The 23,211-nt window shown below is 58.2% G+C and carries 20 protein-coding genes; 13 read left to right on the top strand and 7 right to left on the bottom strand.

What is annotated here, in order from left to right:
* The first annotated feature begins 17 nt into the window (after nucleotides 1–17).
* The gene (ppk1, locus tag GIW79_RS05555) at nucleotides 18–2,246 is read left to right on the top strand and encodes a polyphosphate kinase 1 (RefSeq protein ID WP_236452502.1); all 2,229 of its coding nucleotides are present in this window, start codon (nucleotides 18–20) and stop codon (nucleotides 2,244–2,246) included.
* A gap of 139 nt (nucleotides 2,247–2,385) precedes the next feature.
* Here the strand turns inward: ppk1 and ppx are convergent, their stop codons facing one another.
* The gene (gene ppx, locus GIW79_RS05550; protein WP_236452500.1) at nucleotides 2,386–3,888 is read right to left on the bottom strand and encodes an exopolyphosphatase; all 1,503 of its coding nucleotides are present in this window, start codon (nucleotides 3,886–3,888) and stop codon (nucleotides 2,386–2,388) included.
* 755 nt (nucleotides 3,889–4,643) lie between these two features.
* On the opposite strand from ppx, the gene GIW79_RS05545 reads away from it, so the two are divergent.
* The 5 genes from GIW79_RS05545 (at nucleotide 4,644) to GIW79_RS05525 (ending at nucleotide 9,949) form a co-directional block, all read left to right on the top strand.
* A complete protein-coding gene (locus GIW79_RS05545; protein WP_054896005.1) occupies nucleotides 4,644–5,303 on the top strand; it encodes a DUF1120 domain-containing protein in 660 nt (219 codons plus the stop codon).
* 115 nt (nucleotides 5,304–5,418) lie between these two features.
* Complete coding sequence (locus GIW79_RS05540; RefSeq protein ID WP_157717968.1) at nucleotides 5,419–6,078, top strand: DUF1120 domain-containing protein; 660 nt, start codon at nucleotides 5,419–5,421, stop codon at nucleotides 6,076–6,078.
* A 105-nt stretch (nucleotides 6,079–6,183) separates the two neighbouring features.
* Entirely contained in the window at nucleotides 6,184–6,885 is a 702-nt protein-coding gene (locus GIW79_RS05535; protein ID WP_268934241.1) for a fimbria/pilus chaperone family protein, read from the top strand.
* A gap of 6 nt (nucleotides 6,886–6,891) precedes the next feature.
* Nucleotides 6,892–9,396 (top strand): fimbria/pilus outer membrane usher protein, encoded by a 2,505-nt coding sequence (locus tag GIW79_RS05530; protein ID WP_268934239.1) that lies wholly within the window; start codon nucleotides 6,892–6,894, stop codon nucleotides 9,394–9,396.
* Nucleotides 9,397–9,406: 10 nt separating this feature from the next.
* A complete protein-coding gene (locus tag GIW79_RS05525) occupies nucleotides 9,407–9,949 on the top strand; it encodes a hypothetical protein (RefSeq protein ID WP_236452498.1) in 543 nt (180 codons plus the stop codon).
* A gap of 4 nt (nucleotides 9,950–9,953) precedes the next feature.
* On the opposite strand, the gene GIW79_RS05520 is transcribed toward GIW79_RS05525, so the two are convergent.
* The 4 genes from GIW79_RS05520 to GIW79_RS05505 are packed head-to-tail and all read right to left on the bottom strand — an operon-like array spanning nucleotide 9,954 to nucleotide 12,793.
* The gene (locus GIW79_RS05520; RefSeq protein WP_054917093.1) at nucleotides 9,954–10,691 is read right to left on the bottom strand and encodes an amino acid ABC transporter ATP-binding protein; all 738 of its coding nucleotides are present in this window, start codon (nucleotides 10,689–10,691) and stop codon (nucleotides 9,954–9,956) included.
* Nucleotides 10,678–11,328: an amino acid ABC transporter permease gene (locus GIW79_RS05515; RefSeq protein ID WP_034129023.1), complete on the bottom strand. Its 651-nt coding sequence runs from the start codon at nucleotides 11,326–11,328 to the stop codon at nucleotides 10,678–10,680. The genes GIW79_RS05520 and GIW79_RS05515 overlap by 14 nt, the downstream gene beginning before the upstream one ends.
* Nucleotides 11,325–11,993 (bottom strand): amino acid ABC transporter permease, encoded by a 669-nt coding sequence (locus tag GIW79_RS05510; protein ID WP_054896001.1) that lies wholly within the window; start codon nucleotides 11,991–11,993, stop codon nucleotides 11,325–11,327. The genes GIW79_RS05515 and GIW79_RS05510 overlap by 4 nt, the downstream gene beginning before the upstream one ends.
* 14 nt (nucleotides 11,994–12,007) lie before the next feature.
* Nucleotides 12,008–12,793 carry a transporter substrate-binding domain-containing protein gene (locus GIW79_RS05505; RefSeq protein ID WP_034129021.1) on the bottom strand — a complete coding sequence of 262 codons (786 nt, stop codon included), beginning with the start codon at nucleotides 12,791–12,793 and terminating at the stop codon, nucleotides 12,008–12,010.
* Between the two features lie 254 nt (nucleotides 12,794–13,047).
* On the opposite strand from GIW79_RS05505, the gene GIW79_RS05500 reads away from it, so the two are divergent.
* The 6 genes from GIW79_RS05500 to GIW79_RS05475 all read left to right on the top strand — a co-directional run bounded on the left by GIW79_RS05500 (nucleotide 13,048) and on the right by GIW79_RS05475 (nucleotide 20,321).
* Nucleotides 13,048–13,743, top strand: coding sequence for a FadR/GntR family transcriptional regulator (locus GIW79_RS05500; protein ID WP_236452496.1), 696 nt, complete (start codon nucleotides 13,048–13,050; stop codon nucleotides 13,741–13,743).
* Nucleotides 13,744–13,864: 121 nt separating this feature from the next.
* Nucleotides 13,865–14,194, top strand: a complete 330-nt coding sequence (trxA, locus tag GIW79_RS05495; protein ID WP_034129019.1) for a thioredoxin TrxA — start codon at nucleotides 13,865–13,867, stop codon at nucleotides 14,192–14,194.
* 234 nt (nucleotides 14,195–14,428) lie between these two features.
* Nucleotides 14,429–15,688 (top strand): transcription termination factor Rho, encoded by a 1,260-nt coding sequence (gene rho / locus GIW79_RS05490; RefSeq protein WP_003176825.1) that lies wholly within the window; start codon nucleotides 14,429–14,431, stop codon nucleotides 15,686–15,688.
* Between the two features lie 156 nt (nucleotides 15,689–15,844).
* A complete protein-coding gene (locus GIW79_RS05485; protein ID WP_054895998.1) occupies nucleotides 15,845–17,827 on the top strand; it encodes an acyltransferase family protein in 1,983 nt (660 codons plus the stop codon).
* A gap of 59 nt (nucleotides 17,828–17,886) precedes the next feature.
* Nucleotides 17,887–19,353 carry a 4-hydroxy-3-polyprenylbenzoate decarboxylase gene (gene ubiD, locus GIW79_RS05480; protein WP_003195329.1) on the top strand — a complete coding sequence of 489 codons (1,467 nt, stop codon included), beginning with the start codon at nucleotides 17,887–17,889 and terminating at the stop codon, nucleotides 19,351–19,353.
* Complete coding sequence (locus GIW79_RS05475; RefSeq protein WP_034129017.1) at nucleotides 19,353–20,321, top strand: CDP-6-deoxy-delta-3,4-glucoseen reductase; 969 nt, start codon at nucleotides 19,353–19,355, stop codon at nucleotides 20,319–20,321. The genes ubiD and GIW79_RS05475 overlap by 1 nt, the downstream gene beginning before the upstream one ends.
* A 60-nt stretch (nucleotides 20,322–20,381) precedes the next feature.
* On the opposite strand, the gene GIW79_RS05470 is transcribed toward GIW79_RS05475, so the two are convergent.
* A complete protein-coding gene (locus GIW79_RS05470) occupies nucleotides 20,382–20,864 on the bottom strand; it encodes a hypothetical protein (RefSeq protein WP_034129016.1) in 483 nt (160 codons plus the stop codon).
* A gap of 250 nt (nucleotides 20,865–21,114) precedes the next feature.
* Here GIW79_RS05470 and GIW79_RS05465 point away from each other — a divergent pair, with 250 nt between their 5' ends.
* Nucleotides 21,115–21,768, top strand: coding sequence for a gamma-glutamylcyclotransferase (locus tag GIW79_RS05465; RefSeq protein WP_034129015.1), 654 nt, complete (start codon nucleotides 21,115–21,117; stop codon nucleotides 21,766–21,768).
* Here GIW79_RS05465 and glpT read toward each other — a convergent pair.
* Nucleotides 21,765–23,102: a glycerol-3-phosphate transporter gene (glpT, locus tag GIW79_RS05460; protein ID WP_032878817.1), complete on the bottom strand. Its 1,338-nt coding sequence runs from the start codon at nucleotides 23,100–23,102 to the stop codon at nucleotides 21,765–21,767. The genes GIW79_RS05465 and glpT overlap by 4 nt on opposite strands.
* Nucleotides 23,103–23,211: the final 109 nt, after the last annotated feature.

Raw genomic sequence — 23,211 nt, 5'->3', positions numbered from 1 at the left:
CCTCACAGGAACACTCGATGAATACCGAAGGACTCTCAGAAGTTGCCGTAAAAGACGCTCACCCGGTGGTTGAACAAGTCGCCCAGACCCCGCCGGAGCTGGAGCCTGCACCGCCTGCGGTGGTGGCCGAAGCGCCTGCGCCGGCGCCAGTGCCAGTGCCAGTGGTCACCAACCTGGATGACAGCAGCCTGTACATCCACCGCGAGTTGTCACAACTGCAATTCAACATCCGCGTGCTCGAGCAGGCGCTGGATGAGTCCTACCCCTTGCTGGAACGGCTGAAATTCCTGCTGATTTTCTCCAGCAACCTGGACGAGTTCTTCGAGATCCGTGTTGCCGGCCTCAAGAAGCAGATCACCTTCGCCCGTGAGCAAGCCGGTGCCGACGGCCTGCAACCGCACCAGGCCCTGGCGCGTATCAGTGAGCTGGTGCACGGCCATGTGGACCGCCAGTACGCGATCCTCAACGACATCCTGCTGCCGGAGCTGGAAAAGCATCAGGTCCGCTTCATTCGTCGTCGTCACTGGACCGCCAAGATCAAGACCTGGGTGCGCCGTTACTTCCGGGACGAAATTTCGCCGATCATCACGCCTATCGGCCTCGACCCGACGCACCCGTTCCCCTTGCTGGTGAACAAGAGCCTCAACTTCATCGTCGAACTCGAAGGTATCGACGCTTTCGGCCGCGATTCGGGCCTGGCGATCATTCCAGCGCCGCGTCTGTTGCCTCGGATCATCAAGGTACCGGAAGAGGTAGGGGGCGCTGGCGACAACTATGTATTCCTGTCGTCGATGATCCACGCGCACGCCGATGACCTGTTCCAGGGCATGAAGGTCAAGGGCTGCTACCAGTTCCGCCTGACTCGTAACGCCGACCTGGCGTTGGACTCCGAAGACGTTGAAGACTTGGCCCGTGCCCTGCGCGGCGAACTGTTCTCGCGGCGCTATGGCGATGCGGTGCGCCTGGAAGTGGCGGACACCTGCCCGAAACATTTGTCGGACTACCTGCTCAAGCAGTTCAACCTGGCCGAGTCGGAGCTGTACCAGGTCAACGGCCCTGTAAACCTGACGCGCCTGTTCAGCATCACCGGCTTGGACAGTCACCCGGAGCTGCAATACAAGCCGTTCACTCCGCAGATCCCGAAACTTTTGCAAAACAGCGAGAACATCTTCAGCGTGGTGAGCAAGCAGGACATCCTGCTGCTGCACCCCTTCGAGTCGTTCACCCCGGTGGTCGACCTGCTGCGCCAGGCTGCCAAGGACCCGCACGTCCTGGCCGTGCGCCAGACCCTGTACCGCAGCGGTGCCAACTCGGAAATCGTCGATGCGTTGGTGGATGCTGCGCGTAACGGCAAGGAAGTCACCGCGGTGATCGAGTTGCGGGCGCGCTTTGACGAGGAGTCCAACCTGCAACTGGCCAGCCGCCTGCAAGCGGCCGGTGCGGTGGTGATCTACGGCGTGGTCGGCTTCAAGACCCACGCCAAGATGATGTTGATTCTGCGCCGTGAGGCCGGTGAAATTGTGCGTTACGCCCACTTGGGTACCGGCAACTACCACGCCGGCAACGCGAAGCTCTACACCGACTACAGCCTGCTGACATCCGATGACGCGCTGTGTGAAGACGTCGGCAAGTTGTTCAGCCAGTTGATCGGCATGGGCAAGACCTTGCGCATGAAGAAGCTGCTGCACGCGCCGTTCACCCTCAAGAAGGGCATGCTCGACATGATTGCCCGCGAGACCCAGTTCGCTCTCGACGGTAAACCGGCGCACATCATCGCCAAGTTCAACTCGCTGACCGATCCTAAGATCATCCGCGCGCTGTACAAGGCCAGCCAGTCCGGTGTGCGCATCGACCTGGTGGTGCGTGGCATGTGCTGCCTGCGCCCCGGCATTGTGGGCGTGTCGCATAACATCCACGTGCGCTCGATCATCGGCCGCTTCCTGGAGCACACACGCGTGTTCTACTTCCTCAACGGCGGCGAAGAGCAGATGTTCCTCTCCAGCGCCGACTGGATGGAACGCAACCTCGACAAGCGTGTGGAGACCTGCTTCCCGGTAGAAGGCAAGAAGCTGATCATGCGGGTCAAGAAGGAGCTGGAAAGCTACCTGACCGACAACACCCATAGCTGGAGCCTGCAGTCGGATGGGCGCTACGTGCGTAACACGCCGACCGGCAACCAGAACCCGCGCAGCGCGCAGGCGACGTTGCTGGAGAAGTTGGGTAGCCCGATTCTGACGGTGAACTAGCCCAGGCATACGCAATTCCATGTGGGAGCGGGCTTGCTCGCGAATGCGGTGTGTCAGTCAATGCATCTGGTGACTGATCCACTGCATCCGCGAGCAAGCCCGCTCCCACATTTGTTCTGCAGAATGCTTTTAGATTTGCTTAGCGCAGGTTCAGGCTGAACCCTACCCGCGTCAGCCATTCCGCTTCCTGGGCGAAGTCCGCCTGGGTCAGCTGGTTTTCATCCAGCCAGCCTTTGGGGAACATCACTTCCAGGCTATCGCCATCGGCGTGCAGTTTGACCTGGGGCATTTCCTGGGTGCCGCGGATGTGGTGGAACAGGATTGCAAAGCGCAGCAGCGCACACAGGCGGATCAGCTTGATGCCGTCTTTACCGAACTCGGCAAACTTGTCCTTGGGAATATTGCGACGATGGCCGCGTACCAGCAGCGCGAGCATCTGTTGGTCTTCCCGCGAGAAACCGGCCAGGTCCGAGTGTTCGATCAGGTACGCGCCGTGCTTGTGATAATGGTAGTGGGCGATGTCCAGGCCGACCTCATGCACCTTGGCTGCCCAGCCGAGTAACTCGCGCCAGACGCCGTCTTCCAGGTCCCAGTCCTCGGCCACCTGGTCGAAGGCGTGCAAGGCTTTGCGCTCGACGCGGGCGGCTTGCTCCAGGTCGACGTGGTAACGCTCCATCAGCGAGCTGAGGGTGCGCTCTCGCACGTCTTCATGATGGTGCCGGCCCAGCAGGTCGTAGAGCACACCTTCGCGCAGGGCGCCGTCACAGTGGTCCATGCGTTGCAGTTCGAGGGCGTCAAAGATGGCTTCGAGAATCGCCAGGCCCGCAGGGAAAATGGCGCGACGGTCGGGCTTGATGCCGTCGAAGTCGATTTTCTCTGCATCCCCCAGCTTGAACAGCTTGCGCTTGAGCCACGCCAGGCCTTCGGCGTTCACCTCACCGGTGCCATGGCCACCGGCCTTCAAGGCCAGGCCAATGGCACGGATGGTGCCGGACGAGCCGATGGCTTCATCCCAGGTCAGGCGGTGCAAGGCATGTTCGATGCTCATGATTTCCAGACGCGCTGCGGTGTAGGCCTGGGCATAACGCGCCGGGGTGATCTTGCCATCCTTGAAATAACGCTGGGTGAAACTCACACACCCCATCTGCAGGCTTTCACGCAGTAGGGGTTCGAAACGCTGGCCGATAATGAACTCGGTGCTGCCACCGCCAATGTCTGCCACCAGGCGTTTGCCGGGCGTGTCGGCCAGGGTGTGGGACACGCCGAGGTAGATCAGGCGTGCCTCTTCACGGCCCGAGATGACTTCCACCGGATGCCCGAGGATTTCCTCGGCGCGATGGATGAATTCGTTGCGGTTGCGCGCTTCGCGCAAGGCGTTGGTGCCAACGATACGCACCGCGCCAGGGGGCATGCCGTTGATCAGTTGCGCGAAACGCTTGAGGCAATCGAGTCCGCGCTGCATGGATTCTTCATTGAGCTTGCGCTCGTCGTCGATCCCGGCGGCCAGTTGCGCCTTCTCGCCGAGCCGCTCAAGGATGCGGATCTCGCCGTTCTGAGCCTTGGCCACGACCATATGAAAGCTGTTGGAGCCCAGGTCGATGGCGGCGATCAAGGACAGATTCTTGGCTTGGGATTGCGGCATGGTTTGGGGGTCTCGGTCGATAACCTTGCCATCGTGCCACGATCGACGGCTGGCGCCAACGCGTAGTGCCAGAGGAATTTTCCCCAATCACTCATCAGAAATTGTGAATGCCGCTTGTAGGAGGTGGTTGCGATAGCTGTGTTATTGGGTCAGGAGTCGCTGTAGTTCATAACTTGCAGTGTGCGTAATTTCTGGATGGTCAACTTAGTCCTACATGTGTATGCATATTTGTCTTGGTTTTTTGTGTTTGCTCCTACAGTAAACAATCTAAATGTGAGCCGTTTTCGCAGAGCTGTCTTACGTTGATTGAGGTATTTTTCCGGCTTAATTATTTATGTGTGGCGCCGATACTGCCGGTCGGCAATTAAGCCGTGGCGGTAATTATTTGTCGCTCAGGGCTTGTGCAAGGGGGTAGTTATGCGTGTGGGGTTCAACAAGTGAACACCTCACATCGCTGACTATAGGTGCTGTTTTTACATGTTCAGGAAATTAAGGTGCTCAGATGAAGAGCAAAGGGTCAGTGCCGGCGGGACTGCTTCTGGCTGCTGTAGATTTAAGCGTCGAAGCAGCCAATCTATGAGTGAAGGGTATTAATGGCCCCGCCCGTTGCAGTTTAACACTATGAGTTCGATGGCAAGCAGCCTGCGCTAGAGCTGTGTTATTTCCGATAGTTGTTGTGTCGGCAGTTTTAGTGATGAGCGATATCGGTTTTTTGCTAGCGAATCCATTTCTATGTCTATGCAGGATGTAAGATCATGAAAGTAAAGTTTGTTTTGGTGGCAGGTATGGTGCTTTCGGTGGCTAGTCTGAGTGCTCAGGCCTCAGAGTTGCGCGTAAAGGGGGCCATTGTTCCTGCCAGTTGCAGTTTTACAATGACTAATGCCGTTTTCGATTATGGTGATATCCGGCCGTCGAGCCTAAGCGAAACTCAGTATACGCGTTTGACGGCGAAGTCTACGCCGTTCGCTGTTAAATGCGAGGGAAGTGCACTTACTGCGGTTGGGCTCAAGGCAGTGGATAATCGTTCATCCAGCAAAGTGCCAGGTATCGTTAGCTCAATAGACCAGGGCTACACTGATAACTACAACTATGGATTGGGTTTGTCGTCCAAAGGACAAAAAATAGGGGGTTATGCCGTACATGTTCAAAACTCTATTGCTGATGGGCGAACCGTCCGTACAGTGACTTCCGCAGACAATGGCAATACATGGACGAACTATCGAAGTAACGCGTTGGGTCAAGGCGGCGATGTCATTGCCTGGTGGGGTGGTTCAGGAGCGCAAACACCACTTAAGGTTAATTCGGTATCGGGGAATATTCAGATTATCACCTTTATTAATAAAAAGTCCGCGCTCGATGTGGGCAGTAAAATTGAGTTGGACGGTCACGCAACCTTGGAGCTTCGTTACCTCTAGGCTCCTATTCGTACTTCCTTGATCAGATAATTCGCATCGGTGTGTGGGTGATAGCGCAGGCCTAATTGTCATCGGGTTTGATCTGATATTTATCGTTATGTTGAGAGTGCTAAAAATGAATAAGACGATGTTTGTAATGAGTGTCGCGTGCTTGGCGTCCCTTGGTTTTCATGCTCAAGCTGCTGACCTGAGTGTGAAAGGAACGATTGCCCCCGTCAGCTGCAGTTTCACGATAACCAATTCGGTTTTTGACTACGGAAGGATTGACCCGAATTCCCTGAGCCCGACGCGTTATACACAGTTGGCTAAAAAGACAACGCCTTATTCGATCAAGTGTGCCAGCAATGTCAAGACAACGGTGGCGATCAGGGCGTCGGACAATCGTGCAAGCTCTCGAATTCCCGGCATGATGCTCAGTCTTTTTGGCAGTAATTATAAAGATATTTATAACTTCGGATTGGGTGCTACGTCCCAAGGGCAAAAGATTGGTGGGTATCTGATCCACTTACGTAATTCTGTGGCGGACGGTGTAGCGGTGGGGATTGTTGGTTCCGAGAATAATGGCGGATATTGGCATACGAATAGCACCCAAGCCGTCGGCCATACCTCCAACCTTACGGCTTGGCGGGCAGGAAATGTCTACGCACCTATCAAGCTTAATACGGTGGCAGGCCAAATTGAAGTGTTGCCTGTTATCAATAAAACATCAGAGTTAAATATGAGTAATCAGATTAATCTGGACGGTCAGGCTACTTTAGAGCTGCGCTATCTATAACTAGGTTCGGAAAGGGGCCGAGCAGAGCCACGCTTTATTAAGCGGGCTTTGTGTCGGCCAATATTTCTTTCGCAAAGCCTGTGCGCACAAGTGGGTAGTGAAGTGATGGTTAAAAGATTTCTTAAATCATGCTTGTTAATAGGTTTTTTCTTGCCGGCGGTGCTGTTCGCCGACGGTATGCGTCCTGATACCACCGTCATTGTGCTACATGAGGCAGAAGGTGAAGTCAGCATTAACGTCACCAATACGGATAGCAGTCCGGCACTGCTGCACTCGGTTATCGAGGATGTCCCGGAAGATACCGAGCAACTGATTGTTGTCACCCCACCGGTCACACGTGTGGATGCAGGAGAGCGTCAGATGGTGCGGTTTCTTTCAATAGGCACCGAACCACTCAAGACCCAGCGCCTGAAGCGTGTGTCCTTCGAAGGAATTCCTCAGGCACAACCTGGTTCCGGTGCGACCATTGGTATCAGCCTTCGGCAGAACCTTCCGCTGATCCTGCATCCCAAAGGCTTGCCAAAGAACGATGCGCCTTGGGAGTTACTGACCTGGCATCTTCAGGCCAACGTCTTGAATGTGCGCAACGACAGCCCCTACGTAGTTCGCTTGGCGGCAGACGTCCGTCTTAATCCGCAACGAGTGACGGCCAGCCTTGCTCGTACCTACGTGCTGCCTGGCGAAGTGTTGCAGGTGGCCTTGGACAAGCCTGTACCCGGTGCGACCTCGGTCACCCTTGAACCCGCGACCGTCTACGGCTTCGCTGTCGATAGCTACGATGCGCTGCTCATCACGAATGCGCCGTGACCGTTCATGAACACAACCAATGGCAATTTCGGTGCAGCTCCCGACGACTTGAATCATGTACAAAAGCGTGAGGCGCTTTTCAGGCGAAGCGGGCTGAGCCTGTCGGTGTGCATGGCAATGATGGCGGTGGTGGTCACGGATGCTTCTGCCGCCCGTGTATCGAGCATTTCCGGGTTCGACTTGGAAACGCTGCAGGCGCGGGGTATCAGCCCTTCGGTTGCCCACTATTTTCGTCATGCGCCACGTTTCAGTGAGGGTGTGAGGGTCGTGGACCTGCACGTCAACGGTGAGCGGATAGGCTTGACGGATGCTCGGTTCGATAAAGAAGGCGAGCTATGTTTTACCCGTAGTTTGCTTGATCGTGGCAGCTTGCGGGTACCTTCCTCGGTGATCGACAAAAGTGTCCCCCCCGAGCAAGCCTGTCATGACTTCAAAGCCGAATACCCTGAGACAGTAACGACATTGCGTCCTGGCAACGAAGAGGTGTCGTTGGTGGTGCCTACGCAAGCGCTGCGAGACGTTCAGCGAGACTCCGGCAGCTATGCGCGCGGAGGCACGGCAGCGCTACTCAATTACGACGTCCAGGCAATCAACAGTCATTCCAGGGCGGATACATATCGGTATCTTTCAGCCTCCACAGAGGTGGGCTTCAATTTTGGCGATTGGATTGCCCGTAGCCGCCAGCTTTATATTTCCAACGATCGCCGCACAACGGCCGAACACCTTTTCGCCTATGCACAACGGGATTTCTTGCCTTTGGCTTCGACCTTCCAGGTCGGTCAGATATCGAGCAATAACCCGGTGTTTGGGGGAGTACAACTGACGGGCGCGCAGATTTTCCCCGATGGTATTGAAAGTGGTGGCAGTCACAATGGCGTGGTAGTCGAGGGGCGAGCCCTGAGCCAATCACGGGTGGAAGTACGGCAATCCGGCGCGTTGATCTATACCACGGTCGTTCCTGAGGGGCCTTTTACGCTGACCAATCTGCCCTTGCTCAACGGCACCAGCGACCTTCAGGTCACGGTGATAGAGACCCAGGGCGGGCAGCGCAGTTTTATCGTGCCGGCTGCTACGTTCCGCGCAGTGGTCCCCGTGAAGTCTGGATATACAGCTTCTTTGGGCAAGATCCGCGAGGTGGAGGGGAGAGGGGCCAAAGAGCCCCTGCTGGCCATGGCCAGTGGTACGTGGGCTGTGGGCAAGGACAGCGCGGTCAGCGCAGGGGTACAAGGTACCGATAGCTACAATGCGGTGGGGCTTGCCCTGGACAGCAGCTTTTCCCAGCGCTTTTCCCTGGGGGTGCGTAACAACTTGTCCCGGGATCATTCAACAAACGTACAAGGCGCGCGCAACAGTGTGTCTGTGAGCGTCGGCCTGCCTGCGAATGTACAGATGTCCTTGAGTGCCACTGCGCAGACACCGGGCTATCGTGACGTCATCGATACAGTGACGCCTCATGTAAACGATGTGGATGGTTCGCGATTCAAGAACCAGTACACCGTAGGATTCAGTTGGGCGGACCCTCAGTTGGGTGGCTTCTCAATCGGTTATAACCGGGGGGCCGATTTCAAGAGCCGGATTACCCAGAATATCTACGGCACGTGGAACAAGAGCTTCAGATATGCCAGCGTCGGTGTGACCGTGGACTCTCAGATTGGCCAGTCCAACAGTGCCGATGACCGGAACGATGACGGATTGGGTATTCGACTGCAGGTCAGTGTTCCCTTGGGCCGTGATCGGAGCCTCAGCGCATTCGCTCGACGTCAGGGAGAGCGCTCCAGTATCGGCACTGCCTATGATGAGCGTGTCGACGAGACGCTGAACTACCAGATACGCAGCGACAGAGACTTCGCAGGGCATCGTGAGCACACCCTGGGCGGCACGCTCAACGCGTCTTCTCGTTACGCGCAAGTGGGGCTGGGGCTGAATCGTGACTCGTCCAGCACCAGTTACTCCGGGCAATTGCAAGGGGCGGTGGTCGCCCATTCTGAAGGTTTCACATTGTCGCCGTATCGGGTTGAGGACACGTTTGGCGTGGTCTCGGTGGGCGAGGTTGCCGGTGCTCGTCTTACCACACCTCAAGGGCCGGTTTGGACCGACCCGTGGGGCAAGGCTGTGATCGCCAGTTTGCCGGCTTATCAATCGAGCGTGTTGGAACTGGAAGGCAAAAGCCTACCTCGCCAGATGGATATCAAGAACGGTACCAAGGTCCTGGAAGCGGGCCGTGGATCCTTCAACAGGGTCGATTTCGAAGTAATCAACGTACGCCGGGTACTGCTGCGCGCTACGGATATACACGGCAAACCATTGCCTCAGGGCGCTGCCGTGCTGGGGCCAGAAAATGCATTGCTGACCACGGTGGTTGGGGATGGGATGATTTTTCTCAGCAACGTCGACGCCCCCCAGTCCCTTAAAGTCTCTTCCAGCACAGTGTCCTGCGCGCTGCAACTCGACCTTCCGGAGCAAACCTATAATGGCAAATTCTACGAAACCGCTTCGGCGGTCTGTCGGTGAGATGGCCCGCATGAACGAGTGGCGTATCGGGTGCCTCAAAGGCTTGGGGCTGTTGTTGAGCTGCCTTTTACTGGCAGCGCCGGCAAGTGCTGCGAACTGCCGCCTGTCCCTGAGCCAGCCCATCATCGATTACGGCCTGCTTCGCCCAGGCGAACAGCTCGAAAATCGGGGTGCTTCGCTGGGAAAGCGTATGGTACGTCTGAACGTGATCTGCGTGGAGGCTGCGGTGATTGCGCTACGTTTTCAAGGCGTGCCGGCCAATGAGACTGGCTACAGGTTCGGCCGCCAGGGCTTTTTCAACCTGACGCTTCAGCATCCTCAACTCGACGGTAAACCCATCGAGTTAGCGCAATGGCACAACCCTACCGAACGGGACGCCCAGCTACGCCCAGGCCAATCTCTGGTAGTGCTGGTCGGCGGAGTCCCTGCCAGAGGCCACGCTTTTTCGGCGCAGGTGCAAGTAGACACCTGGCTATCGAGCACAGCCACTGCTGTTGGCAATAAAACCACATACGAGGGCAATGGGCGTTTCGAGCTGGTGTCCGGTGGCTGAGTCCTCAGGCAGGTGATCCATGGCTGCCGATGAAGTTTGCCAGCTCGGCAGATTGCGGATGTGCAAACAGCACTTTCGGATCGCCCACTTCATGCACCTTTCCCTGGTGCATGAACACCAACTTATCCCCAACCTCCCGGGCAAAACGCATTTCGTGGGTCACCATGATCAGGGTCATGCCGTCTTTAGCCAACTGGCGCACCACGCTGAGTACTTCATTGACCAGCTCCGGGTCCAGGGCCGATGTGATTTCATCGCACAGCAGCACTTTGGGTGACATGGCCAGTGCGCGGGCAATGGCGACTCGCTGTTGCTGGCCACCGGACAGTCGATCAGGGAAAGCGTCGAACTTCTCGCCCAGGCCTACCCGATCCAGCATCTGCTTTGCCAACTGCACCGCTTTGGCCTTTGGCACTTTCTGCACCACTTGCGGCGCCAGCATCACGTTCTCGCCCACGGTCAGGTGCGGGAACAGATTGAATTGCTGGAACACCATGCCGACCTTCTGCCGCAGGCTGCGCAGGTCGGCGCGGGCCGCGTCGAGGTACTCACCATCGACTTCGATAACGCCGTCGTTGATCGACTCCAGACCATTGAGGGTGCGCAGCAAGGTGGACTTGCCCGAGCCGCTGCGGCCGATGATTGCCACCACCTGGCCTTCGTCCACCGTCAGGTCGATGCCCTTGAGCACGTGGTGATCGCCGTAATACTTATGCAGGGCAGAAATTCTAAGCAGAGGCATGCAGTCTCCTTTCCAGGTAGCGCGCACTGAGGGACAAGGGGTAGCAAAGCAGGAAGTAACCGAGGGCCACCAGGCCATAGACCATGAAGGGTTCGAAGGTGGCGTTGGCGAGCATGCCGCCCGTCTTGGTCAGTTCGGTGAAGCCGATGATCGAGGTCACGGCGGTGCCTTTGACCACCTGCACCGAGAAGCCCACTGTCGGCGCGACAGCAATACGTAGCGCCTGGGGCAAGATCACGTAGCGCAGTTGTTCAAGCGGGTTGAGGGCCAGGCTGGCCGAGGCTTCCCATTGGCCGTGGGCAATGGAGTCGACGCAGCCGCGCCATATTTCAGCCAGGTAAGCGCTGGTAAACAGGGTCAACGCAATCGCCGCTGCCAGCCAGGGCGATATGTCCACGCCGAGCAGGGCAACGCCGAAAAACACCAGGAACAGCTGCATCAGCAGTGGCGTGCCCTGGAACAGTTCGATATAGGCGCGGGCAATGTTGCGTGGGAACGCTTTGCGGCTGATGCGCAGGGTCATCACCAGTAAGCCGATCAGGCCGCCGCCCACAAACGCCACTAGTGATAGCAGCAGCGTCCATTGCAGGCCGGTAAGCAGGTTGCGCACGATGTCCCAGAACGAAAAATCACTCATCGGCTGTTCCTCATGACAAACCGTCGGCCGATCCAGTTGAGCAACTGGCGAATCATCAGCGCCATGCACAGGTACACCAGGGTGGTCAGGGCATAGGTTTCAAAGGCCCGGAAATTACGCGACTGGATAAAGTTGGCGGCAAAGCTCAGCTCTTCAGTCGCGATCTGCGAACACACCGCCGAGCCGAGCATCACGATGATGATCTGGCTGCTCAGGGCTGGCCACACCTTGCCCAGGGCTGGTAGCAACACCACATGGCGGAACGCCTCGAAGCGCGTCATTGCCAGCGCCGCGGCCGCTTCCAGTTGCCCCCGTGGGATGGCCTGGATACCCGCACGTATGATCTCGGTGGAGTACGCCCCCAGGTTGATTACCATCGCCAGCACGGCGGCTTGCCATTCGGTGATTTTCAACCCCAGGGACGGCAGTCCGAAGAAGATGAAGAACAGTTGCACCAGGAACGGCGTGTTGCGGATCAACTCGACATACACACCAAAGAGCCATGCAAACGGCTGGATCTTCCACGCCCGTACCACGGCGCCGACAGTGCCCAGTGCCACGCCGAGGAGGGCGCCAATGGCCGTCAGCTCAAGGGTGAACAGCGCGCCACGCAGGAGCAGGTCGGTATTGGCCAGCACCGGCACAAAGTCGAATTGATAGGCCATCGTTGAGCTCCGCGTCAGAGGTCGGCAGGCAGCGGTTCTTTGAGCCACTGCATGGCGTTTTTCTCCAGGCTACCGTCAGCCTTGGCCGCGACCAGGATCTGGTTGACCTTTTCCAACAGCGCCGGCTCGTTCTTGTTCACGCCTACGTACACCGGCGAATCCTTGAGTTTCACCTTCAGTGCCGGTACGCGCTTGGGGTTGCGTTCGCTGATGGCCACCATGACCACGTTGCCACTGGCGATCAGGTCGACCTGGCCGGCCAGGTAGGCGGCGATGGTGGAGTTGTTGTCTTCAAAACGCTTGATCGTGGCTTCCTTGGGCGCTACCGCGGTCAGCTCGATGTCTTCGATGGCGCCACGGGTCACGCTGATGGTCTTGCCCTTGAGGTCGTCGAGGCTGGCGATGGCGGCATCAGGCGGCCCAAACACGGCAAGGTAGAACGGCGCGTAGGCGTTGGAGAAGTCGATGACTTTTGCGCGCTCGGGGTTCTTGCCCAGGCTGGAAATCACCAGGTCGACCTTGCCGGTGGTGAGGAACGGGATGCGGTTGGTGCTGTTCACCGGGGTCAGTTCCAGCTTGACCTTGAGTTGGTCGGCCAGCAGCTTGGCGGTGTCGATGTCCAGGCCACGGGGTTGCATGTCAGGGCCCACCGAGCCAAACGGCGGAAAGTCCTGGGGGACGGCAACCTTCAGCGTGCCACGAGCGACGATGTCATCCAGACCATTCGCCTGGGCGGGTGCCTGGCTCAGCATAAGGCTGGCAAACAGGGCAGTGAGCAGGGCGCTGTAGCGCTTGGTCATGGCAACTCTCCGAAAAAGGCGAAGGAATTTTCTGAGTTTGCCCAGTGCACAGCCCATGCCAGCACCGTTCGGATCGTCTGCAAGGCTGATGTTTATTGAGGTGCACAGGTCTTACTGGTCTGAACAGTTGCCAGGGTTTTCGCACCCTTTTCGAGCGCTGACAAAAAGCTGCGAGCCCCTTTGGGGCGTGGCTTGCAGCCGGCCATAAATAGTTTTACAACGGGTCACGCAGCTATCGGGAACCTGTGCTTTTTATGAATTCCATTGCCCAAGCCGTACCGGAGGCGGCCTTGCAGGCCATCCGCAAACTCATCAAGGAGCAAGGCTTCGGGCCGGGCGATGCGTTACCGTCCCAGCGCGACCTGGCCCTGCAATTGGGGGTGAGTCGGGCTTCGTTGCGTGAGGCGCTGTCATCGCTTAGCGCCTTGGGCGTGGTCAGTGTGCAGGCGGGCAAGGGCGTGTTCGTGCAGGACGTGCAAGAAGCGCCAGGCTTTGCCTGGCCCTTCGCGGCGCAGGCTACGCCGCCGGATATCTTCCAGCTGCGCTACGCATTGGAGGGGTTTGCGGCGGGGTTGGCAGCAATGACACTGACCATCGAGGCGCTGGACAGCCTGGAGGATAATGTCGAAGCCATGCACAGAGTGCTCAAGGCGGGTGACTTCGAAGCGGCCGCTCGCCTGGACTTCGAATTTCACCAGTGCATTCTGCTGGCCAGCGGTAACCAGGCAATGGTGAGTATCCTCAGTGCCAGTGCCGAGGTGTTTTTGGAGAGTCAGAAACTACCGTTCATCCGGCCGGAGCGGGCCATGGAAACCTGGCAGGAACATCGCAGGATCCTGCGCGCCCTGGCCCGCCGCAACAGTACGACGGCGCAGAAAACCATGCAGGAACATATACGTAATGCTGCGTTGCGCACGGGCATTGCGTTCGTGACGCCCGTTACGTCGTGAGTGGGGTCATACCCACACTCATTCAACTTCATAGCAAGACTCAATCAGACGCGGCTTCCTGAACAGGGGAAGGGCGGCTATGATGGGCAACGTTTTTTTTGCTTACAATCCGGAGACATCCATGAGCAACGATCTTATCAAGCACGTCACCGACGCGACCTTTGAGGCCGAAGTACTCAAGGCTGCCGGCCCGGTGCTGGTTGACTACTGGGCTGAATGGTGCGGCCCTTGCAAAATGATCGCTCCGGTCCTGGACGACATTGCAACCACCTACGAAGGCAAGCTGACCGTTGCCAAGCTGAACATCGACGACAACCAGGAAACTCCGGCCAAGCATGGCGTACGTGGTATTCCTACGCTGATGCTGTTCAAGAACGGCAATGTTGAAGCGACTAAAGTGGGCGCGCTGTCGAAGTCCCAGTTGCAAGCTTTCCTCGACGCGAACATCTAAGCGTCGTCAAAAAAGCCCCGCAAATAGCGGGGCTTTTTCGTAAAGCAGGGCTAGACGCTCCGAAATCCAGGTGGTACATTCGGCCCCGCAGTGGTTTCTCCACTGCCCCCTGCAAGCCGTCGCCGACGCATTCCTTTTCGATTAGTACGCGATCCTGTCGCCTTCTCTGCGGCGCGGCCTCATTAAGCCAAAAGCTTAATTTCCCCCCTCCATAAATGATTACGTCATTCCTATATGAATCTGACTGAACTCAAGCAAAAGCCGATTACCGACCTGCTCCAATTGGCCGAAGAAATGGGCATAGAAAATATGGCCCGTTCGCGCAAGCAGGACGTGATTTTCTCCCTGCTCAAGAAGCACGCGAAAAGCGGCGAGGAAATCTCCGGTGATGGCGTGCTGGAGATCCTCCAGGACGGCTTCGGCTTCCTCCGCTCTGCAGACGCGTCCTATCTCGCCGGCCCAGACGATATCTACGTCTCGCCGAGCCAGATCCGTCGCTTCAACTTGCGCACTGGTGACACCATCGTTGGCAAGATCCGTCCTCCGAAGGAAGGCGAGCGTTACTTCGCCCTGCTCAAGGTCGACACGATCAACTTCGACCGCCCAGAGAACGCGAAAAACAAGATTCTCTTCGAGAACCTGACCCCGCTGTTCCCGACCGTGCGCATGAAGATGGAAGCCGGTAACGGCTCCACCGAAGACTTGACCGGTCGTGTGATCGATCTCTGCGCTCCGATCGGCAAAGGCCAGCGTGGCCTGATCGTCGCACCGCCGAAAGCCGGCAAGACCATCATGCTGCAGAACATCGCCGCGAACATTGCACGTAACAACCCTGAAGTTCATCTGATCGTGTTGTTGATCGATGAGCGTCCGGAAGAAGTGACCGAAATGCAGCGCACCGTGCGCGGCGAAGTGGTTGCCTCGACGTTCGATGAGCCGCCAACCCGCCACGTGCAGGTTGCCGAAATGGTGATCGAAAAGGCCAAGCGCCTGGTCGAGCACAAGAAAGACGTGGTGATCCTGCTCGATTCCATCACGCGTCTGGCCCGTGCCTACAACACCGTGATCCCGAGCTCCGGCAAGGTGCTGACCGGTGGTGTCGATGCCCACGCCCTGGAGAAACCAAAGCGTTTCTTCGGCGCTGCGCGGAACATCGAAGAAGGCGGCTCGCTGACCATAATCGCCACCGCGCTGGTTGAAACCGGCTCGAAGATGGACGAAGTGATCTACGAAGAGTTCAAGGGTACCGGCAACATGGAACTGCCTTTGGACCGCCGCATCGCTGAAAAGCGTGTGTTCCCGGCGATCAACATCAACCGCTCCGGCACCCGCCGCGAAGAGTTGCTGACCGCAGACGACGAACTGCAGCGTATGTGGATCCTGCGCAAGCTGCTGCACCCGATGGACGAAGTTGCGGCCATCGAGTTTCTGATCGACAAGCTGAAAACCACCAAGACCAACGACGAGTTCTTCCTGTCGATGAAACGCAAGTAATACAGCGTTTCAGGTCCAAAAAAATGGCGTCCTTAATGGGACGCCATTTTTTTTGCGTCGAGATTCTGCGATTTTTGTGGCATAAGTATCCGTTAAGTAACAAAAATTGACGCGTGACTTCGCTCATCCCTTTCGTCGCAGACTGACCACATTCTTATGACCACCCTTGCTTACCGCAGAGACATCGATGGCCTGCGTGCCATTGCTGTCCTTGCAGTCGTGTTGTTCCACTTTGGTGTCCCTGGCATTACTGGCGGTTTTGTTGGCGTTGACGTCTTCTTCGTCATCTCAGGTTTCCTGATCACGTCAATTATCTGGCGTGAGCGTCAAGCTGGACGCTTCAGCTTCATCGACTTCTGGGCTCGTCGAGCCCGGCGTATCTTGCCGGCCCTGTTTGTGATGATCGCCGCGACACTGGCAGTGGGTTGGTTTCTGTTGGCGCCCAAGGACTATGAGGAGTTAGGGCGGTCTGCGCACTATCAGGTGACCTTTACGTCGAACCTGTTGTTCTCGCGTCAGCATGGCTACTTTGATGCCTCATCCGACATCAAGCCCTTGCTGCATACCTGGTCGCTTGCAGTAGAAGAGCAGTTCTATATTTTCTTCCCATTGCTGCTGACGTTGCTTTCCAGTCGGTTGAAGCACTGGCGCCTGGCATTGTTCGCGGTACTGTTGGTGTCGTTTGGCATGAGCGTCTGGGCGGTTCAGCATGAGCCGCAGAAAGCCTTCTTCCTGTTGCATCTGCGGGCCTGGGAACTACTGGCCGGTGCAATGCTGGCGGTGCAGCCCAAGCGTGAATGGCGCGCCTCGCCGGCCTTGGCTCAAGGGGTCAGCCTGGCTTCCCTGGCATTGATCCTCATCGCTGTGCTGGGCTACGACGCGAAAACGCCGTTCCCAGGTGCGACCGCGTTGTTGCCCGTGCTGGGGGTGGTCGGGTTGATCTGGGCCAACGGTCAGCAACAGACCTGGGTCGCTCGCCTGTTGGGCACACGGATCATGGTGGGTATCGGGCTGATCTCTTATTCCTGGTACCTCTGGCACTGGCCGGTGTTCGTGTACGCCAACTATGCCGCGGTGGATGGCTTGAGCGCGCTGGAGCTGGCGGGGCTGATGCTGCTTTCGCTGGTGCTGGGCTATCTGTCCTGGCGCTTCGTGGAAACGCCGTTCCGGGAAAAACGTTTGCTGGCTTCGCGTAAGGCGATTCTGGCGTCAGCCATGGTCGGCATTCTGGGGCTGGGCTTCACTGGCCTTGCGATACGCGAAGCTGACGGCGTGCCTTCGCGCTTGTCCGAACAGGCGTTGCGTTTTGCCCAGGCCAAGAAGTGGAGCCCTGACCTGCTGGCGTGCATGGCCGACAAAGATACGCCCGATGAACGCTTGTTCTGCCATTTCGGCCCGAAAGGCCAATCTGTTTCAGCGCTGGTATGGGGCGACAGTCACGCCACCGCGCTGATACCCGCACTCAAAGAGGGCGCTGATCGCCACGATATCAGCCTGGTCGAAGCCAGTTTTGCCGGCTGTATTCCCCTCGATGGCCTGGAGAATATTGCCCGCTGCGCGCATTTCAATCGTCGCGTCGAGAAGGCCATGTCCGAGCAGGCTTTCAGCGATGTGGTGTTGGCCGCCCGCTGGAGCCTGTATGTGTACGGGCAAATGTCCGGTGACAAGGAGCATGCGCTCAAAGACCCCGGCACCGGCCAGTATGTGCGTGCCGTCGCCGAACAACGCTTTGCCCAGGGCTTGCGCGAGCGCATCCAGGGCTTGCGCGCTGCCGGGCACAAGGTCTGGCTGGTCAAGGAAGTGCCGCTGCAGGAAATCATCGTACCTTACCGTCTCAGCCGCCTGGCCATGATGAACCGCCCCGTGGACGGTGAAGGGCTCGCCGTGGCCGAGCATGTAAAGCGCCAGGCCTTTATCACGCACTTGTTTGATGAGTTGGCGGCGGCCGACAGCGGTGTCGCGGTGCTGGACCCTGCACCTTTGCTGTGTGGCACCGACGGTGTATGCCGGGTCGAACTCAATGGCCGAGCGCTGTATACCGACGATAACCACCTTTCAGACGTCGGCGCGCGACACATCGAAGCCTTCCTGGAGCCGTTGTTCAGTTCGTTGCAATCACGCGGATTGACGGCCAATTAAGCTGCCAGCCGCCCTCAGAGCAGGTAGGATGTACGCCTATTTTACGGGTGGCATGGTTAATGAAATTCAAGGATCTTCGGGATTTCGTGCAGCAACTTGAGCAGCGCGGAGAGTTGAAACGTATCCAGATGCCGATTTCTCCGGTGCTGGAAATGACTGAGATTTGCGACCGCACCTTGCGCAACAAGGGCCCGGCGCTGTTGTTCGAAAACCCGACCGGCTTCGATATTCCGGTGCTGGGCAACCTGTTCGGCACTCCCGAGCGCGTGGCCTTTGGCATGGGCGCCGAGTCCGTCAGCGAACTGCGCGAGATCGGCAAGCTGCTGGCTTTTCTCAAGGAGCCCGAGCCGCCCAAGGGCTTGAAGGACGCCTGGTCCAAGCTGCCGATCTTCCGCAAGATCATTGCCATGGCCCCCAAGGTGGTCAAGGACGCGGTGTGCCAGGAAGTGGTCATTGAGGGCGATGATGTCGACCTGGCCATGCTCCCGGTGCAAACCTGCTGGCCCGGCGACGTCGGCCCGTTGATCACCTGGGGCCTGACCGTCACCAAAGGCCCGAACAAGGACCGCCAGAACCTCGGTATCTACCGTCAGCAAGTCATTGGCCGTAACAAAGTGATCATGCGCTGGCTGAGCCACCGTGGCGGCGCCCTCGACTTCCGTGAGTGGTGCGAAAAGCATCCCGGCAAGCCGTTCCCGGTATCCGTGGCCCTGGGTGCCGACCCGGCGACCATCCTCGGCGCGGTCACGCCCGTACCTGACAGCCTCTCCGAATACGCTTTCGCCGGTTTGTTGCGCGGTAATCGCACGGAGCTGGTGAAGTGCCGCGGTAATGACCTGCAAGTGCCGGCCACCGCCGAAATCATCCTTGAAGGCGTGATTCACCCAGGTGAAATGGCCGATGAAGGCCCCTACGGCGACCACACCGGTTACTACAACGAAGTCGACAGCTTCCCGGTGTTCACCGTCGAGCGCATCACCCATCGGGTCAAGCCGATCTACCACAGCACCTACACGGGTCGTCCGCCCGATGAGCCCGCCATCCTCGGCGTGGCGCTCAACGAAGTGTTCGTGCCGATCCTGCAAAAGCAATTCCCGGAAATCACCGACTTCTACCTGCCGCCCGAGGGCTGTTCGTATCGCATGGCCATCGTGACCATGAAGAAGTCGTATCCGGGGCATGCCAAGCGGGTAATGCTCGGCGTATGGTCGTTTTTGCGACAGTTCATGTACACCAAGTTCGTTATTGTCACCGACGACGACATCAATGCCCGGGACTGGAACGACGTGATCTGGGCCATCACCACGCGCATGGACCCCAAGCGCGATACGGTGATGATCGACAACACGCCTATCGACTACCTCGACTTCGCGTCGCCGGTATCGGGCCTTGGCTCAAAGATGGGCCTGGATGCCACGCACAAATGGCCGGGCGAAACCACGCGTGAGTGGGGCCGGGTGATCGTCAAGGATGAAGCCGTCACGGCGCGGGTCGATGCGATCTGGAAAGAATTGGGAATAGATTGATGCGTGTAACCCTGCAACCTTCCGGTGCTGTGCTGGAGCTGGCTCCTGGCGAGCGAATCCTCGAAGGCGCCCGTCGCCTGGGCTATGAGTGCCCTCAAGCCTGTCGCAATGGCGTGTGCCATGTCTGCGCGGCGTTGCTGGTGGAGGGCCGGGTACGCCAAGCCGGGGAAGTGCGCGATCATGGGGAGTTCTACACCTGTATCGCCGAGCCCCTGGAGGATTGTGTGGTGCTGTGGGATGGCGTTCTGGCGCCGGGAGAGTTGCCGTTGCGCAAATTGTCGTGCCAATTGATCGAGTGTGCGCAAGTGGGTGGCGATGTGTGGCGCGTGCGCCTGCGCGCCCCGGCTGGCAAGGCGGTGCGTTATCACGCCGGGCAATACCTGATGATCGAGCGGGACAACGGCGAGAAGTCAGCGTTTTCCCTGGCCTCGGCGCCCCATGCCGGGCGTGAGTTGGAGTTGCATGTACTGGCACGGGAAGCCAGCGCGCGCAGCCTCATCGAACAGTTGCAGCGTAACCAGATGGCGCGCGTCGAGCTGCCGTTTGGCGACACTCACCTGGCTGAACTGCCAGACGGGCCACTGGTACTGATGGCCGCCGGCACCGGCATGGCGCAGATGAACAGTCTGATCGAGCATTGCCGCGCTTCAGGTTTCAAGCACCCGGTGCATCTGTATTGGGGCGTGCGTCTGCCGGAAGATTTCTACGAAATCGAGCATTGGGATCAATGGCTGCAATTACCCAACCTGTTCCTGCACAAAGTCGTCAGCGACCTGTGTGGTTGGGAAGGGCGCTGTGGTTTGCTGCATGAGGCAGTGTGCGAAGACATTGCCGACCTCAATAGCGTGCACGTCTACGCCAGCGGTTCGCCGGCGATGATCTACGGCACGCTGGACGCACTGGTCAGCGCCGGCATGGATGCGCACCGGATGCGCGCCGACGTCTTCGCCTACGCCCCAAGGCCCTGAAGCCTTGCGCTGAATAATGTAGGAGCAGGCAAGTCAGCTCCCACAGGGGACAGTGTCGTGTCAGAAGCGCACGCCAGTTGTCACCATTGCCGCGTTGAACCCGAGCAACACCAACTCCGCCGCCACCGGCCCGTAATGCGCGCCCACCGACGGAATGATCACCGGCGCCACACCGAATCGGTTCAACGGGATCTTGTCGCGGTAGTCGCCGCGATAGCCCTGAAGCAGCCCGCCGGTCAATTTTGCATACACCGGATAGTCGGCCAGGTCATAGCGCTTGCCCGCATAGGCGTAGTACGAGCGCTGGCGGAACGAGTTGCGAAAAGTCACCCCACCATACAACAGCCCCGATGCCTCGTTGCGTTCCAGGCCGATCAAGTCCTGCTTGTTGTTGTGCTCGGGGTCGGGTGCGAAGTGCCGGGTGTAGACACTGGTCTGGGCGTACCAGAAGCCTTTGTCGTCGTTGGCGAGTGGGGTTTCGCTCGCCAGCGCGGTGGTGGCTTGGGCCAGGAACAACAGCCCAGGCAATCGAAATTTTTTCATGGGGCGACCTCGATAGTCGATGTAATGAACGGCTAAGTGGGTCGTTATGTGCGCGCTAGTTTGACGGCATGGCGCCCGCCCAGGCTGAACCGGGGCTGACAGTAGCGGGATTAACCGTCCAGATCCTGACGAGTGGCGGCGTTGATTAATGCCCAGTGGTACTTTTTCGCCGTACGGTTACAGCGCTGCGTTTTATTACGGTAAAGTCGCTCACAACTGGTAACACTCAGGAGGCGCACCGCATTTCGCCATGACCGCCATTGAAACCGATCTTCTGCAATTGGCTTACCCTCCGCGCCTCGATCTTGGGCCGCAACTCACACACGAACAGTTGATGAGCTCGATGCAAGCCACCATGGCACGGCATAAGGGTGGGCCGGTGTGGCTATTTGCTTATGGTTCGCTGATCTGGCGCCCTGAATGTTCATCCACCGAGCGCGTACGGGCACGGGTCCACGGTTATCACCGGGGCTTGTACCTGTGGTCCCATGAGCATCGGGGTACGCCGGAATTGCCGGGGTTGGTGTTCGGGCTGGACCGCGGTGGTTCCTGCAGCGGGTTCGCCTACCGTTTGCCGGACGATCAGTTGGAGGCCTCGCTGTATGCCCTGTGGCAACGTGAGATGCCTTACCCCTCTTACCGGCCGCACTGGCTCAGCTGTCGGTTACAGGATGGCAGTACCGTGCAGGCGTTGGGATTTGTGTTGGAGCGGCATTTGCCCAGCTATGCCGGCAACTTGCCCGATATCGTGCTTAATCATGTACTGCAAAGCGCTTGCGGGCGTTACGGCACGACTCGCGATTATGTCGAGCAGACCGTGAACGCCCTGCGTAGCCACGCCATGCCAGATAAAAACCTGGAGGCGCGGCTCAAGCGTTGTGCCAAGGGTTGCCCGGGCGATTAACGCGCCGAGCTGACACTGTTGGTGTGCCACAGCGTGGGGATCAGGAACGCGATCGCCAGTACGCACGCACCAATCAGCAGCACGAAACCACCGTCCCAGCCGAAATGGTCGACCGTGTAGCCCATGGCCGCACTTGCCGCTACCGAACCGCCCAGATAACCGAACAGACCGGTGAAGCCCGCTGCGGTGCCGGCGGCCTTCTTCGGAGCCAGTTCCAATGCCTGCAGGCCGATCAGCATCACCGGGCCGTAGATCAGGAAGCCGATGGAGAACAGCGCAATCATGTCGATCATCGGGTTGCCCGGCGGGTTGAGCCAGTAAACCAGGGTGGCCACTGTCACCAGGGCCATGAACACGATACCGGTCAGGCCGCGGTTGCCACGGAAGATCTTGTCCGACATCCAGCCGCACAGCAGCGTGCCCGGGATACCTGCCCACTCGTAGAAGAAGTACGCCCAGGACGACTTATCGACCGTGAAGTGCTTGGCTTCTTTCAAGTAGGTCGGCGCCCAGTCCAGTACGCCGTAGCGCAGCAGATAGACAAACACGTTGGCGAAGGCGATGTACCAGAGCATTTTGTTGCGCAGCACGTACTTGACGAAGATTTCCTTGGCGCTGAATTCGTCTTCGTGGCTGGCATCGTAGCCTTCCGGGTAATCGTTCTTGTACTTCTCGATAGGCGGCAGGCCCACCGATTGCGGTGTGTCGCGCATGGTGATGAAGGCAAACGCTGCCACCGCCAAGGCCACGGTGGCCGGTACATAGAACGCCGCATGCCAGTCGTTGAACCACGCCATGCCCAGCAGGAACAGCGGGCCGATCAAGCCACCGCCGACGTTATGCGCCACGTTCCAAACCGACACCACGCCGCCGCGTTCTTTCTGCGACCACCAGTGCACCATGGTCCGCCCACTTGGCGGCCAGCCCATGCCCTGGGCCCAGCCGTTGATGAACAGCAAAATGAACATCATGGTCACGCTGGACGTTGCCCAAGGTGCGAAACCGAAAATGAACATCACCCCCGCCGAAACCAGCAGGCCAAAGGGCAGGAAATAGCGTGGGTTGGAGCGGTCGGACACCAGGCCCATGAGGAACTTGGACAAGCCGTAGGCAATCGCAATCGCCGACATTGCCAGGCCCAGTTCACCGCGGGTGTAACCCTCGTCGATCAGGTAGGGCATGGCCAGGGAGAAGTTTTTACGCAGCAGGTAGTAACCGGCGTAACCAAAGAAAATACCCGCGAAGATCTGCCAGCGCAGCCGTCGGTAGGTACTGTCTATTTTTTCTTCAGGCAAGGGCGCCTGGTGTGCGGCAGGACGAAAGAAAGCAAACATTCAAGAGCTCCAAATTTCTTGTTTTGACTGCGGACGCGAATGTTACAGTTTCGTTACCGAAAATAGCATCGCCTCTTATCTGCAAACACAGGAAACGAGAGCAATTGCA

This window comes from Pseudomonas sp. PA-7-1E (genome assembly GCF_021605325.1).
Lineage (GTDB): Bacteria > Pseudomonadota > Gammaproteobacteria > Pseudomonadales > Pseudomonadaceae > Aquipseudomonas > Aquipseudomonas fluorescens_BV.
The sequence above is the reverse complement of the archived record's forward strand: the minus strand, read 5'-3'. Positions and strand labels throughout refer to the sequence as shown.